The following is a 14,410-nucleotide window of genomic DNA, read 5'->3' as shown; positions in this document are numbered from 1 at the left end:
GTCGAGACCGGCGGCAAGCCCGGCGCGTAGATATTCGACGCCGTCGGCGAGCGTATAGGCAAGCTCGAGATCCTGCGTCGCGCCGGCCTCCTGCATGTGATAGCCGGAGATGGAAATAGAGTTGTACTTCGGCATTTTCTGCGAGGTGTACGCAAAAATGTCCGAGATGATCCGCATCGAGGGCGCGGGCGGATAGATGTAGGTGTTGCGCACCATGAACTCTTTCAGAATGTCGTTCTGAATGGTGCCTGAGAGTTTTTCCGGCGGAACGCCCTGTTCCTCGGCGGCCGCGACATAGAGCGCGAGGATCGGCAGCACCGCGCCGTTCATGGTCATGGACACGCTCATCTGGTCGAGCGGAATCCCTGCGAACAGCGTGCGCATATCGTAGATGGAATCGATCGCAACGCCGGCCATGCCGACGTCGCCGCCGACGCGCGGATGATCTGAGTCATAGCCGCGATGGGTGGCGAGATCGAAGGCCACCGAGAGGCCCTTCTGCCCGGCTGCGAGATTACGGCGATAAAACGCGTTGGAATCCTCCGCCGTGGAGAAGCCGGCATATTGCCTGATCGTCCAGGGCTGATTGACATACATGGTCGGGTAGGGGCCGCGCAGGAACGGCGCGATGCCCGGATAGGTCTCGAGGAAGTCGAGCCCGGCGAGATCGGCCTCGCCATAAACAGGCTTTACCAGGATGCCCTCGGGCGTCAGCCACGGCTCGGCGCTGCCTGATGGCGCGGCGGCAGCCGTTCGCTCGAACGTGATATCGGCGAAATTGGGAATGCGGCTCATGGCTTCAACCATATCATTCAATCATGATCCGGATGCTGATGGCTGACGATGGTCGCCATCTTCTCCGGCCCGTAATTCTGCTGCGTGGTCTGGCTCGGCAGGTTCGAGATTCCGACGACCCAGCCGAGGCGGGACTCGGTTCCGTACTGTCGGGTCGGCACCAGCCGGTCAGGCCGGTCGAACGCGCCAGTCATGATCTCGATGCGCGGACCATCGATGCGACGGAAGCTCAGCGGCGTGCCGCAGGCCGCACAAAAGTCGCGCATCGCGATCGTGGAGGATTGGAACGCGGCCGGCGTGCCCTTGGTCCAGGCGAAGTCCGTGCGGTTGATGTCGGCAAAGGAAGCAAACGGCGCGCCGCTCGCCTTCTGGCACATCCGGCAGTGACAGATCGACACCTTGTTGGGTGTTGCCGAAATCGCAAAGCGCACCGCGCCGCATTGGCAGCCGCCGGTGAGAACGGGTTTGCTCGCGTCGGTCATGCCAGCTCCATCACAACATAAGCCTCTTGCAGCGTCGCCAGCGCATCGCCCCCGGCAAATACGAAGCCCGTGACACCGGCCGCGCGCAATCTCGCCTCCGCCTCGGCCGGACGGCCTGCCAGATAGATATGTCGCGCGCCCGCCGATTGCAGGGCCTTTGCCGCGGCTTCGGCGCGTTCCGCATAGACCTTGTCGCTGGAACAAAGGCAGGCGAGCGCCGCGCCCGAAGCCCTGAAGGCCGCAGCGAGCTTGGCCGGATCGGCGAAACCTTCGCTGTCGATGGCCTGGATACCGCCTGCCTCGAAGAAGCTTTTTGCGAATGTCGCACGTGCCGTAAAATCGGCGGGGGTGCCGAGATTGGCCAGGAATACGCTGGGCCGAGATCCGCGCGCCTTCAACGTCGCGTCGGATTTGTCGCGCAGCGCCTCGAACGGCTGCGCCAGGCGAATCGGCGCAAGCGCATCGAACTTGTATTTGGCCTCGCCATAGGGCGGCAGCACGATGGGCGTCGCCTTCAGCACCGCGGTCTCGCTTTCATGCAGGTTCGGAAACTCGCTGGCGCCGGTCAGCACGTCGCGGCGCCTGGCGATGTTGGCCTCGCGCGCCTTGCGCGTTGCCGCGACCTTGCCCTGGAACAGGCCATGCTGAAGTGCGGCAAAGGCGCCGCCGGCCTTTTCGCTCTCCTGAAACAGCGCCCAGGCGGCCTCGCAGAGCTGCGCCGTGAGCGTCTCGATGCCGCCGGATCCGGCCGCGGGATCGCTGACCTTGGCGAGGTTGCTTTCTTCGAGCAGCAGAAGCTGGGTATTGCGGGCGACGCGCCGCGCGAACGGATCGGGCAGCCCGAGCGCCAGCGTATGCGGCAGCACCGTGATCGCATTGGCGCCTGCAAGCCCGGCTGCGAAGGTCGCGATGGTCGCGCGCAGCATGTTCACATAGGGGTCGCGCTGCGTCAGCATGCGCCAGGCCGTATCGGCGGCAATGAACAGCGGCTTCGGCGTCAGGCCGCAGGCGGCCTCGACGCGCGCCCAGAGCAGTCGCAGCGCGCGGAACTTCGCCATGGTCAGGAACTGGTCGGCATCCGCGGTGAGCCGCGCGTAGACCATGCCTTGCGCCTGCTCCAGCGGAACGCCGGCCCCTTCAATCGCGCGCAGATAGGCTAATCCGCAGGCGAGCACGAAGGCCAGCTCCTGGACCTCGGAGCCGCCGGCATCATGGATCACACGGCCATCAGCGGATGCAAATGGTCCCTTGAAGCCGAGCGCTGCGAGGCCCTTGATGCCGCCGGTGACGGCAGGAGTGATCTGTTCCCATGTGTAAGGGCTGTGACCCCACACTGCGCAGGCCGCAAGCGGATCGAGCCCGAAGCGGATGTCGCAGGCGGCGGGATCGATGCCATTGCTCTTCACATATTCCGCGACATGGATCGCAGCCATCCGCGATTCCGGGCCGACCTGAAGCTCGAGGCCGATGCCGGCGTCGAGGTGAATGTCTTTCAGCACCTTTGCGACCGCATCGGCCGAAGGTTCCAGGCCGAAGCCGTGACTGCCATTGCCGCTGGCGAACACCAGAGAGAGGCCCGTGGCGCCGTTCTCCAGATCGGTCAGTGCCTGCGCGTTTGCTGCAAGCGCATCGGGATGATCGATCCGCTGCATGATCTGCCAGGGCGCGGCCGCCGGCCGCCCCGCCACCGGCGCTGCCCCCCTCGCGCGCGGATAAAGCGGCTCGATCTTGAGGCCGTCATAGGTCTTGCCGACCAGCTTCTCGAACGGCGCGCCCTTCAGCACGCCGTCGACCAGCTTGCGCCAGTCCGCGTCCGTCGCCTTGGGAAAATCGGCGGCCAGCGGCAGATCGTCAGTCACGGAGGTCATAAGGACAAGGGCTCCCGAACATCTCGACATGCGCAGGCGAATTTGCCACGGCGGCCCGCTCCTGCAAACGGTCGATTTTGGTTAACCGGTATCCGGAAGCTGCTCAATGCCTTGCGTCGAGACGCTGGCGAGGGCATCACGCACGCGAATGCCCGAGATCACGCGCTCCGGTGCGATCTCGGCCAGCGGCACCAGCACGAAAGCGCGCTCGAACAGGCGCGGATGCGGCAGGGTCAGGTCGGGCTTGTTCATCGACACATCGTCATAGGCGATCATGTCGAGATCGAGCGTGCGCGGACCCCAGCGCCGATCCTTGTCGCGCGTACGGCCGAATTTCTGCTCGACTTTCTGCATCACGAACAGCAGTGCGTGCGGATCGAGGCCGGTCTCGATCTCGAGGCAGGCATTGACGAAGGGATCCTGGTTCTCGTCGCCCCAGGGCGGCGTCGCATAGTCCGAAGAGCGGGCGATCACCGTGGCCTGCGCCATGCCGCAGATATGGGCGATCGCCTTTTTGAATGTCGTGCGGACATCGCCGACATTGCCGCCGAGCGCGATCAGCACGCTCGCCATATCAGTGATGCCGCGAGCGCGTCAGCATGACGCCGACATCGTCGAAGATCGCCGCGATCGGCGCATGTGGCTTGTGCACGGTGATCTTCACCGCGCGGATGCGCGGAAAGTGCGACAGGATGGCATCGGCGACCGCACCGGCCGCGCGTTCCAGCAACTTGTAATTGGTGTTCTTGAACGCCGCCGTCGTCGTCGCCACCACGTCGGCATAGGAGACGGTATCGACCAGGCGGTCGCTGCGCGAAGGCTCCGACAAATCGGTGTAGAGCTCGAGGTCGATGACAAAGCGCTGGCCGACTTCGGTTTCGTGATCCAGCACGCCGTGGCGCGCATGGATCGACAGGCCGGTGACGAAGATCGTATCGGTCATAGCTTGCTCTCGATTGCGTTGGCGACCCGCAGGGCCTGCAAGGTCTCGGCGACGTCATGGGTCCGGATGATCTTCGCCCCCTTCTGCGCGGCAATCAGATGCGCGGCGATCGAGCCGGCCAGCCGCTCTTTCGGCTCCGACGGCGACACCGAGGCGATGAAACGCTTGCGCGAGGCGCCGACCAGGATCGGCAGACCGAACATCTCGAGCTCGCGCAAGCGCGCCAACGCGATCATGCTTTGCTCGGCGGTCTTGCCGAAGCCGATGCCGGGATCGAGCACGATCTTGTCCCGCGCGATGCCGGCCTTCGCGGCAATGTCCAGCGAGCGCATGAAGAACGCCTTCATATCAGCAACGATGTCGATGGCGGAATCGACGCTCTCGCGGTTGTGCATGACGATGACAGGGACGCCTCTTGCGGCCAGCAGCGGCGCCATGCCGGCGTCGCGCTGCAGGCCCCAGACGTCGTTGGCGATGGCGACACCCTGGTCGAGCGCAAAGGCGACAACCTCCGCCTTCATGCTGTCGATCGAAACGGGCACGCCGAGTGCAACGATGTCTGCCAGCACCGGCTTCAGCCGGGCCAGCTCGTCCGCGGCGGTCACCGGCTGCGCACCCTTGTAGGGCCGGGTGGATTCGGCGCCGATATCGATGATGTCGACGCCATCGGCTATCATTGCCCGCGCCCGCGCCCGCGCCTGATCCGGTGCGATGAAATCGCCGCCATCGGAGAAGGAGTCGGGCGTCACGTTGAGCACGCCCATCACCGCCGGCAGCGGCCGGCCCACGAGCGTCCGCAGCACATCTGGCCCGGCCGAGCCGGCCGGCGGGACGGATGGGGAGGGCGAGGCATTCATGCGCGTGGCTTTGCGCGGTCGGGCAGGGGGAGTCAAGACCACCCTTCCTGTCATTGCCCGCGGAGGCGGGCAATCCAGTATTCCGAGGCCGTGCCATGAGGCGGAGCAGCTGCGGCGTACTGGATACCCTGCTTGCCGCCCGCGCTAAGGCTTCGGCGCGCCCAAGACTGAAACCTCGGCGAAGCCTTGGCGTAGCCGGGTCGCGGGGTATGACACCGAGGGCTAGCGCTGCAGATCGTATGTCGAGAGAGCTAGTACGTGATCTTCGGCGGCAGCTTCCTGGCCTTGGCGATGATGTCGCCGACCGACTTCTCGGAAGGCAGGATGCGGACAAGCTTCTTGCGGTCGTTGGCTTCGCGCATGCTTTGCGCCAATCTTGCCGGATTCCGATAGGCGAGCTCGCGCACCGTGGTGACGCCGGCGGCGCGGACCAGGCCCACCTTGGCCCTGCCCATGCCGGGAATACGCATGTAGTCGGAGACGTTGGCCCACTCCAGCAGCTGCTGCTCGCTGATGCCGGTCTTGGCCGAGAGCGCCTTGCGGCCCTTGGCGGTGCTTGCGGCTTCCAGCAGTGCGTCGGTGGTGCGGATACCCTGCGCCTTCAACTTGTTGGCGGCAAAGGCCGGCAGGCTCTCAATCTCGGAGATCGGATATGTCATGATACTCGGTATAAAAGCGTCGCTCAGGCGAACTGGCTGAGGCCCGGCGTCCCCGCGATGATCTTGCCCATCTGATCCGCTCCGATTTTGTCTCGGCCGAAGCGGAAAAGTTCACGGGCAATGGTCTGGATGTCGGACATGCCAAGCCCGAGGCCCATCAGGCGCGTGCCGACCGCCATCAGGCCGCCGCCCATCAGCCGCGACAGCCCGCCGCCGCTCCCGGACGCCTCGATCGCTCCTTCCGCACCAGGGATCTGGTCGATCAGGGCCTGCACGCTGTCGGAAGGACCTTCACTGCGGAGGAATCCCAGAATAATGCCGACGGTCTTTTCAGCGACAGCACTATCTATGCTGGCGTTTGTCGCCAGCCGTCCGATCAGCTCGTCCATATTGACCCGCCCCTCAGCCGGTTCACATGCCGGAGATTATTTTCGAAAAGTGATCTTGAGCCCGTGCGATGTGAAATACAAGCAATGAACGCATGCAACATCCCGATTCACTCTCGAAGACAGGAGAAGTGTTGCAGCAATGCAAGAGCGGAGACGAAATTCACGAAAAATCGCCGCGGATCGATGCGCGCGCCCGACTTTTGGCGCCCGCCGCGCGCGGAGTCTCCGACGATGTCGCATGTCGACGGCGCCCTGAAAGGTTTCAATCGGCGTGCGACATGCGTTAAACTGCGGAACTGGCGGGTTCGAGTTTTCGATACGCGAAACCAACGATAAAACCGACAATAGAGAGTGTGATGACGGCGCAGGACAACAAGCTCGGCGATACCGACGACAAGATTTTCGTCGGCAAGGGAGACGAGCTGGCCTGGCTGACGCTGGCGCTCGCCAATCGCCACGGCCTCGTCACAGGAGCCACCGGAACCGGCAAGACGGTGACGCTGCAAGTGATGGCGGAAGGATTTGCGCGGGCCGGTGTTCCGGTGTTCGCAGCCGACATCAAGGGCGACCTCTCCGGCATCTCCGAGGTCGGGGAGGCAAAAGACTTCATCGTCAAGCGCGCCAGCGAGATGGGACTGAATTTCCAGCCTGACCAGTTCTCGACGGTGTTCTGGGACGTGTTCGGCGAGCAGGGCCATCCAGTGCGGGCCACCATTACCGAGATGGGGCCGCTGCTGCTCGCGCGCATGCTCGATCTCAACGACGTTCAGGAGGGCGTGCTCAACGTCGCCTTCCGCGTCGCCGACGACAATGGCCTTGCCCTGATCGACCTGAAGGATCTGCGGGCGTTGCTCGATGCCATCGTGCCCGACAGCGGCAAGAAGGGGCCGGACGCGGAAGAGGATCCGCTCGCGCCGATCCGGAAAGCGGCGCAAGGGTTCGGCAACGTCACCAAGGCCACCGTCGGCACCATCCAGCGCCAGCTCCTGGTGCTGGAGAACCAGGGCGGCACCAAGTTCTTCGGCGAGCCGGCGCTGACCTTGAAGGACTTCATGAAGACCGACCGCGACGGCCGCGGCATGGTCAACATCCTCGTCGCCGACAAGTTGATGCAGAGCCCACGGCTTTACGCGACATTCCTGCTGTGGATGCTGTCAGAGCTGTTCGAGGAACTGCCCGAGGCCGGCGATCTGCCCAAGCCCAAGCTGGTGTTCTTCTTCGACGAGGCGCATCTGTTGTTCAACGATGCGCCGAAGGCGCTGATGGACAAGATCGAGCAGGTGGTCCGCCTGATCCGCTCCAAAGGCGTCGGCGTCTATTTCGTCACACAGAATCCGATCGACGTGCCCGACCGTGTGCTCGGGCAGATGGGCAACCGGGTGCAGCACGCCTTGCGCGCCTTCACACCGCGCGACCAGAAGGCGGTCGCCGCTGCCGCCCAGACCTTCCGGCCCAATCCGAAGCTCGACACCGCCAAGGTCATCATGGAGCTCGGCAAGGGTGAGGCGCTGGTGTCATTCCTCGAAGGCAATGGCACGCCGGCGATGGTGGAGCGGGTCATGATCCGGCCGCCATCGGCTCGCATCGGGCCGATCACCCCGGAAGAGCGCAAGGCGATCATGGATGCAAGCCCGCTCAAGGGCAAATACGACACCGCCGTTGATGCCGAGTCGGCCTATGAGATCATCCAGAAGCGGATCGCGGGCACCGCGGCCCCGGCCGATGGTCAGGCGGGTAGCGGTGGCGGTCTCCTCGGCCAGATCGGCTCGATCGTCGGCACCGTCTTCGGCACCAATACCGGGCGTAACCGGCTGACGACCGGCCAGCGCATCGCGCGCGACGTCACGCGCACGGTCACCGACAAGGTTGTCGGCGGCGTCGTGGCCGATCTCGGCAAATCGGTCGGCGGCCAACTCGGCGGTTCGGTCGGCCGCGCGCTGGTCCGCGGCGCGCTCGGCGGACTGCTCCGACGGTAGGCAGGCAGGGACATAGTTGAAGCGGATTTCTGGGCCGCTGCAGCTCCCCTCGCGCCTGTGAGGAGAGGGGCAGACTTGCGGCCCGTGTGTGGGTAGACATATATCGACACTCTCCCGGCCGCAGATTGAAGGCATTGTGACCACAGCCCTTTCGCCCAACAAACCCGGCGCACTCCGAGCTCTTTCGCTACGTGCGCCGCTCGACCTGCTCTTCCTGTTCTGCTGCCTGATCCTGACCGCCGATGTCCTCGGGCCGGAAATCTTCGGTCACGGCAAGACCAAGGACTATGCCCTGTGGTACTGGGCCGGGCAGCAGGTGCTGCATGGCGGCGCGCTCTATCCCAGCGACATCCGCAACCAGTTCGAGTTCATCTATCCGCCATTGCCCGCGATCCTGCTGGCGATCCCAAGCTGGTTCGGCAAGATCCCGCTCTACGTCGTGCTGTCGATCCTGAACGCCGTGGCGTGGTGGTACACGGGGATGCTCTCCAATGCGATGACCGGGGCGGACCGCAAGCCGGGCCCGTGGCTCGAAGCGCTGCCGGCACTGGTCACCGTGACCTTCGTGTTCGACATGTTCGATCTCGGTCAGCCGAACCTTGTTCTGCTGGCGATGATGCTGTGGGGCTTCCGGTTGTTACAGCATCGGCGGTCCTGGTCTGCTGGCTTCATGTTCGCGCTCGCCACCGCCATCAAGGTGTTTCCGGTCGCGGTGCTGCCTTATCTGGTCTGGCGCCGGCAATGGGCGGCGGTCGTCAGCATGCTCGCCTTCATCGGCATCCTGCTCTACGTCGTGCCCGCACCGATCCGCGGCTTCGAGCGCAATGCCGCCGAGCTCAACACCTGGTACCAGGGCATGGTCGGCTCGAGCTCGGAAAAGGGCTTTGGCCAGCGCGACGAGCAGAACTGGTCGTGGGTCAACCAGTCCATCATCGCCGTGACGCACCGCCTGGTCCGCCCGATCAACTTCAATCTGGAGGATCCCAGCAAGCCGGTGCGCACGATGAATATCATCGATGTCGACTACAAGACGGCGAACTGGATCGTGCTCGCGGTATCGGTGTTGCTCGGGTTCGGCTTCATCGCAGTGATGCCGTCACAGCGGCAACGAACGGCGCGATCGGATGCCGAGGAGCTCGGCATTCTGTTCTGCCTGATGACAGTGGCCTCGCCGCTGGCACGACAATATTACTTCATGTGGCTGTTCTTCCCGCTGACAGTGCTGATGCATCGGGCCGCCTTCGACGTCAGGCCGAAGGTGCAGCTGGGAAGCTGGCTTGCGCTTGGCGCGGCCGGCATCCTCATGCTGCTGTCGCTGCCGCCATTTCCCAATGCCATTCAGGCCTGGGGCAACAACCTTGCTGCCACGGCTATTCTCGCCGTTACGCTCGCCTGGCACATCCGGCATCCGCCTGATGCGGCTAGCTCCGACGCTGCGGCGGAGCTAAAATCGCAGCCATCTTGAGACTCCAACAAGCGGAACATCCGACCATGGCCAATGCGCAGCTTCAATCCGTGCTCGACCACATCGACAAGGACTTCGACAACAGCCTCGAGCGCCTGTTCTCGCTGCTGCGGATCAAGTCGATTTCCGCCGATCCGGCCTATGCCGGGGATTGCAAGGCAGCAGCCGAGCATCTGGCCAAGGACATTGCGAGCCTCGGCGTCGCGACCGAGGTGAGGCCGACCGCCGGCCATCCCGCTGTCGTCGGCAAGGTCAAGGCGGGCGGACGGCCGCATGTGATCTTCTACGGCCATTACGACGTGCAGCCGGTCGATCCGCTCGAGCTCTGGCACCGTCCGCCGTTCGAGCCTGCAGTCACGGATCACGCAGACGGCCGCAAGATCATCGTCGCGCGCGGCGCCGAGGACGACAAGGGTCAGGTGATGACCTTTGTCGAAGCCTGCCGCGCCTGGAAGACAGTGACGGGCTCGCTGCCGATCGACGTCACATTCCTGATCGAAGGCGAGGAAGAGGTCGGCTCCAAGAACTTCGTGCCGTTCGTCGAGGCCCACAAGGACGAATTCAAGGCCGATTACGTTCTGGTCTGCGACACCGGCATGTGGGACCCCAGCACGCCGGCGATCACCACGGCGCTGCGCGGCCTGCTCTATGAAGAGGTGAAGATCACCGCGGCCAGTCGCGATCTGCATTCCGGCGTATTCGGCGGCACCGCGATGAACCCGATCCGCGTGCTCACCAAGATCCTGGGCGGGCTGTTCGACGACGACAATCGGATCACGATTCCCGGCTTTTATGACGGCGTGAAGGATACGCCGCCGGAGATCCTGGAGCAGTGGAAGAAGCTCAACTTCACGCCCGAGACCTTTCTCAAGCCGGTCGGCCTGTCGATTCCCGCGGGCGAGAAGGGGCGCTTGATGGTCGAGCAGGCGTCCACGCGTCCGACCTGTGACGTCAACGGCATTTGGGGCGGCTATATCGGCGAGGGCTCCAAGACGGTGATCCCGTCGCATGCCTCGGCCAAGGTCTCGTTCCGACTCGTCCAGGGACAGGACCCGCAAAAGATCCGCAAGGCCTTCCGCGATTACGTCACCGCCCGGATTCCCGGCGACTGCAAGGTCGAGTTCGGCGATCATTCCGCCGCGCCCGCCGTGGCGCTCGACTGGAACATGAAGCCGCTGGCTGCGGCCAAACAAGCGCTGACCGAGGAATGGGGCAAGGAGACCGTGCTGATGGGCTCCGGCGCCTCGATCCCGATCGTCGCCGATTTCAAGCGCGCTCTTGGGCTCGACTCGCTGCTGGTCGGCTTCGGCCTCGACGATGACAACATCCACTCGCCGAACGAGAAGTACGATCTGCGCAGCTTCCAGAAGGGCATCCGCTCCTGGGCGCGGATCATCGCGGCATTGGCGGAAGTGAAGTAGGCCGAGCTGCCGTAGGGTGGGTTGCCCTGCGACTGCGCGAAGCGCAGTTGCTGGGCGTACCCCACCAACTTGGTTCGGCAGGCGTGGATGCCTGGTGGGTTACGCCTTCGGCTAACCCACCCTACGAAGCGCCAAAATAAAAACGCCGCCCGGGATTGGACGGCGTTTCATTCCAAGACGTGCAGAGGTAGTTCGACAAAGACACTACCTCACATTCATGAAAATCTCAAGACCGGTAGCCCGGACTCTCGCGGTCGAGCTTGCGCAGCAGCGGCGGCCAGACGAGGTTGTTCGCGCGCAGTTCGGCGCGGTCGCGGTTGGCGAGCAGCTCGGTGTTCTTCTCGATCGCGATCTGCTCGACCGGATAGACTGGCGTGCCCAGCGCACGCGTGCGCACCTGCATCGAGCAGGCGCGCTCGAGATGGTACATGCGCTCGAAGGCGGAGGCGACCGAGCGGCCGACGGTCAGCGTGCCGTGATTGCGCAGCAGCATATGGTTGTGATCGCCGAGATCCTTCTGCAGCCGCGGCCGTTCGTCATGATCGAGCGCGATGCCTTCATAGTCGTGATAGGCGAGGTCGTGGGTGACGAGCTGCGCGGTCTGGTTGAGCGGCAACAGCCCTTCGGCGCTGCTCGACACCGCGGTGCCGTCGAGGGTGTGGAGATGCAGCACGCAGATGGCGTCCTCGCGCACCTCGTGGATCGCCGAATGGATGGTGAAGCCGGCCGGGTTGATGCTGTACTCGCTCTCCGAGAGCTGGTTGCCGTGCAAATCGACCTTGACCAGGCTCGAGGCCGTGATCTCGTCGAACATCAGCCCATAGGGGTTGATCAGGAAGTGATGATCAGGGCCGGGCACGCGCGCGGAGATGTGGGTGTCGACCAGATCGTCCCAGCCATACAGCGCGACGAGGCGATAGCAGGCGGCGAGATTGATCCGTTGCTGCCACTCGGCCTCCGTCATATGAGACGGCACTTCCTTCAGGCGGGCTTCCGCTGGCGACATGGCAAATCTCTCCGAACTTCGTTGTTGTGGAGAGGGAGCGTAGTCTCGGGTGAAGCCGGCAGCAAGCCGACGAAATCGCGGCAGCCAAGCGTAGCCCGCATGGAGCGGAAGCGGAATGCGGGGCCGCTGTCCCCGGATTTCGCTTCCGCTCCATCCGGGCTACGGATCCGGAGAAAACTATTACGGCGCCGGGATCGACAGCAGGCTGGAAATGCTGCGGCCGCGGATGTCGTAGACGCGGGCGAACACCACGTCGTCGCGCTTGATCTCGACCATCACGGGGGCGGTGAGTCCCTTGCAATAGAACTCGCCGAGCGTCATTGCGAAATCCGCCGCGTTGGAATCCCACCCGATGGTGAAATCAGGACCGAGCGCGACTTGCGCCGGGCGCTGCGGACCGCACACCGCGACCTTCCATTTGCGATTGCGCGGCGGGACTTCCTGGCGCTCGACCAGCTGCTCGCGCAGTTCGTCGGAGGCCTGCTTCAAGGCGAGGCCCCAATAGTCCAGCATGAAGCGGTCGTCGGCGGCGCGCACGGTACCGGCGATGTGGTTGAAGTGGGTGTATTGATAAGGATGCAGCCGGATCATCTCGGCCAGCGGCAGCGCGAGACCGAAGCAGAACAGTGCAAGCATGGCCGGTTGCCAGGCGCGATGGCTGACGCGCAGGCGCTCCATGGTCCAGGCGAAGGCGACGCCGCCAAGCACAGCCATCGGCGGGATCACGAACACGAAATGGCGGATGCCATTGTAGAGCGCCGGCCGCTTCACCATCGCGATCGCGAGCGGCAGGGTCGCCGCCAGCGTCAGCATCAAAAGGATGGTCTTGCGGCGCGCCGGAACCTCGCGGCGCGGCAGCATGGCGAAGGTGCTGAACATGGCGCCGGCCATCAACACCAGCATCACTTCGGGAAGTTGCAGGGCAAACAGCGTCGGCAGATACGACCATGGCATGTCGGGCACGGACACGATCGCGCCGTCGAACATTTCCTTCCAGGGCTTTTCGAAGAAGTGCGAGAAATAGGTCAAGGCCTCGAAGGGATTGCCGGGCTCCATGATCGACCACGGCCAGATCAGGCCCATCACGAGATAGCCCAGCACAAGGCCGGGCAGCAGCACGTAGACGACATGGGCAAAACGCCTGACAGCCTCGCGGACGCCCTCGCTGCGCAGTTCCTCCAGGAACAGGGGCACGAAGCCGATCATGGCATAGACCAGCGCGAGCCCACCGAGAATGCGCGAGCCGATCGAGAGCCCGGCTCCCAGGCCGACGATGAGGATCGTGCGCGGCGAGGGCTTTGGATATTCCTCGGCGAGCCTGACGAGGCCGAGCATCAGGATGATCATCGCCACCGCGAAGGGCGCATCCTTCGGATTCATGAACATGTGGCCATAGAAGATCGGGCAGAGCGCCAGCAGCAGCAGCGCGGCGAGGCCGGCAAGAGGTCCGCCGATGCGACGGCCGAGCCGCCACGTCACCGCAAGCCCGATCACGCCGACAACGGCGCCGACCAGGCGTCGCGTCTCGAACAGCTCGAGCGGAATGATCTTGTGCAGCAGCGCCGCGGCCATGTCGAAGCCGCCGCCATACATATAGAGATTGGCGAAGGAGAGGGCGGAGGTGTCGCTGAAGCCGGAGCCATACATGCGCAGCAGCAGGTCGGCATATTCTGCGTGGGTGTAGTCGTCCCAACCGAGCCCGTAGTCGCGGAAGGTCAAGCCTGCGATGACGGCGACGGCAGCCAGCACCAGCATGGCAAGGTCGTCACAGGTCCGTTCAACCGAGCGCCGCTGAGGCGTGTCGATCGCCGAAGTCGTAATGGATGTCATGGCAATTGGTGACCCGGAATCCCCTCGTGGCCCAGCTGGTGCGCGCGGGCCTCAACCCCGGACTCCCTATAGCGCAGTTCCATGACCAAGTAATTGGGCATTATGGCTAAATTCCTGATGCAACGCAGCAATTTCCAACTTTGGCAGCCCTTTAGAGCTAGCGGAGCATTGCTGAAGGGAATGTGAATAAGTCCCTGATATCCTTCCCTTTAGGAACAGTGGCGGCAATTTGGTCGTTGGCGTGGAACGCAGTAAGACGGTATCGTGGCGTAGCGGGTATCGCGCATGGTTGCGCGCCGGGGGTGTGTTCGATGAGTGTGGCTCTGTTGATCGCTGGGATTTTCGCCATTCTGGCGGGCCTCCTTGCGGTCGCGTTTGGCTATTCCATCAGGGATTTCAGCCTCGGCAGCACGCTCATAACGAGCGGAACGATCGGCGTCTGCTCCGGTATGCTACTGATAGGCCTCTACGTCGTGCTGCTCGAGCTACGGGCCATCGCTCGCAGGCTGGCCGGCGCAGCCGCGGCCTCGGATGTTCGCGTCAGGCCGGTGCTGCCGCCGGGCCTGGCATCGCCCAACGGGCTCGGTGCGTCTGCGCCGGAACCCGCTCCGGCAATGCGGGCTGAGCCGCCGCCATCGCCGGCCGCGCCGCCAACTCTGGCTGCGCCGCCCACTCTGGCTGCGCCGCCTTGGCAGGCCGAAGCGGCCGCGCGCCCCCGT

Annotated in this window: 13 protein-coding genes and 1 pseudogene; 4 read left to right on the top strand and 10 right to left on the bottom strand. The window is 64.1% G+C overall.

Translation table 11 applies throughout. From position 1 onward, the window contains the following. The 8 genes from XH98_RS13280 to XH98_RS13245 form a co-directional block, all read right to left on the bottom strand. On the bottom strand, positions 1 to 795 hold a 795-nt coding region (locus XH98_RS13280; RefSeq protein WP_271618852.1), incomplete at its 3' end, for a methylmalonyl-CoA mutase family protein. Positions 796 to 812: 17 nt separating this feature from the next. Then, positions 813 to 1,277 (bottom strand): GFA family protein, encoded by a 465-nt coding sequence (locus XH98_RS13275; RefSeq protein WP_220003799.1) that lies wholly within the window; start codon positions 1,275 to 1,277, stop codon positions 813 to 815. Then, a complete protein-coding gene (locus XH98_RS13270) occupies positions 1,274 to 3,145 on the bottom strand; it encodes a methylmalonyl-CoA mutase subunit beta (protein ID WP_271618851.1) in 1,872 nt (623 codons plus the stop codon). Before XH98_RS13270 ends, XH98_RS13275 begins: the two co-directional genes overlap by 4 nt. A gap of 81 nt (positions 3,146 to 3,226) precedes the next feature. Continuing rightward, positions 3,227 to 3,718, bottom strand: a complete 492-nt coding sequence (gene folK, locus XH98_RS13265) for a 2-amino-4-hydroxy-6-hydroxymethyldihydropteridine diphosphokinase (RefSeq protein WP_271618850.1) — start codon at positions 3,716 to 3,718, stop codon at positions 3,227 to 3,229. A gap of 1 nt (position 3,719) precedes the next feature. Next, the gene (folB, locus tag XH98_RS13260; protein WP_057753033.1) at positions 3,720 to 4,088 is read right to left on the bottom strand and encodes a dihydroneopterin aldolase; all 369 of its coding nucleotides are present in this window, start codon (positions 4,086 to 4,088) and stop codon (positions 3,720 to 3,722) included. Beyond that, positions 4,085 to 4,945, bottom strand: a complete 861-nt coding sequence (gene folP, locus XH98_RS13255; protein ID WP_271602352.1) for a dihydropteroate synthase — start codon at positions 4,943 to 4,945, stop codon at positions 4,085 to 4,087. Before folP ends, folB begins: the two co-directional genes overlap by 4 nt. A gap of 251 nt (positions 4,946 to 5,196) precedes the next feature. After that, a complete protein-coding gene (locus XH98_RS13250) occupies positions 5,197 to 5,604 on the bottom strand; it encodes a DUF4332 domain-containing protein (protein WP_057753035.1) in 408 nt (135 codons plus the stop codon). Between the two features lie 23 nt (positions 5,605 to 5,627). Next, a complete protein-coding gene (locus XH98_RS13245; RefSeq protein WP_271618849.1) occupies positions 5,628 to 5,993 on the bottom strand; it encodes a DUF2267 domain-containing protein in 366 nt (121 codons plus the stop codon). Between the two features lie 356 nt (positions 5,994 to 6,349). Between XH98_RS13245 and XH98_RS13240 the strand changes: the two genes are divergently transcribed. From XH98_RS13240 to XH98_RS13230, 3 genes are all read left to right on the top strand, one after another. Then, complete coding sequence (locus XH98_RS13240; RefSeq protein WP_271618848.1) at positions 6,350 to 7,969, top strand: helicase HerA-like domain-containing protein; 1,620 nt, start codon at positions 6,350 to 6,352, stop codon at positions 7,967 to 7,969. A gap of 136 nt (positions 7,970 to 8,105) precedes the next feature. Next, positions 8,106 to 9,434, top strand: coding sequence for a glycosyltransferase family 87 protein (locus XH98_RS13235; RefSeq protein ID WP_271618847.1), 1,329 nt, complete (start codon positions 8,106 to 8,108; stop codon positions 9,432 to 9,434). A 26-nt stretch (positions 9,435 to 9,460) separates the two neighbouring features. Beyond that, positions 9,461 to 10,855, top strand: a complete 1,395-nt coding sequence (locus tag XH98_RS13230; protein ID WP_271618846.1) for a M20/M25/M40 family metallo-hydrolase — start codon at positions 9,461 to 9,463, stop codon at positions 10,853 to 10,855. Between the two features lie 226 nt (positions 10,856 to 11,081). On the opposite strand, the gene XH98_RS13225 is transcribed toward XH98_RS13230, so the two are convergent. Together XH98_RS13225 and XH98_RS13220 are read right to left on the bottom strand one after the other, a co-directional pair. Then, on the bottom strand, positions 11,082 to 11,861 hold the full coding sequence (locus tag XH98_RS13225; RefSeq protein ID WP_057753040.1) for a class II aldolase/adducin family protein: 780 nt from the start codon (positions 11,859 to 11,861) through the stop codon (positions 11,082 to 11,084). A 180-nt stretch (positions 11,862 to 12,041) separates the two neighbouring features. Beyond that, positions 12,042 to 13,691 carry a glycosyltransferase family 39 protein gene (locus XH98_RS13220; RefSeq protein ID WP_271602280.1) on the bottom strand — a complete coding sequence of 550 codons (1,650 nt, stop codon included), beginning with the start codon at positions 13,689 to 13,691 and terminating at the stop codon, positions 12,042 to 12,044. A 311-nt stretch (positions 13,692 to 14,002) separates the two neighbouring features. Here XH98_RS13220 and XH98_RS13215 point away from each other — a divergent pair. Further along, positions 14,003 to 14,410: pseudogene (locus XH98_RS13215) on the top strand (DUF308 domain-containing protein); the annotation flags it as partial.

This window comes from Bradyrhizobium sp. CCBAU 51745 (assembly GCF_028128715.1).
In the GTDB taxonomy this organism is placed as follows: Bacteria; Pseudomonadota; Alphaproteobacteria; order Rhizobiales; family Xanthobacteraceae; genus Bradyrhizobium; species Bradyrhizobium manausense.
The sequence above is the reverse complement of the archived record's forward strand: the minus strand, read 5'-3'. Positions and strand labels throughout refer to the sequence as shown.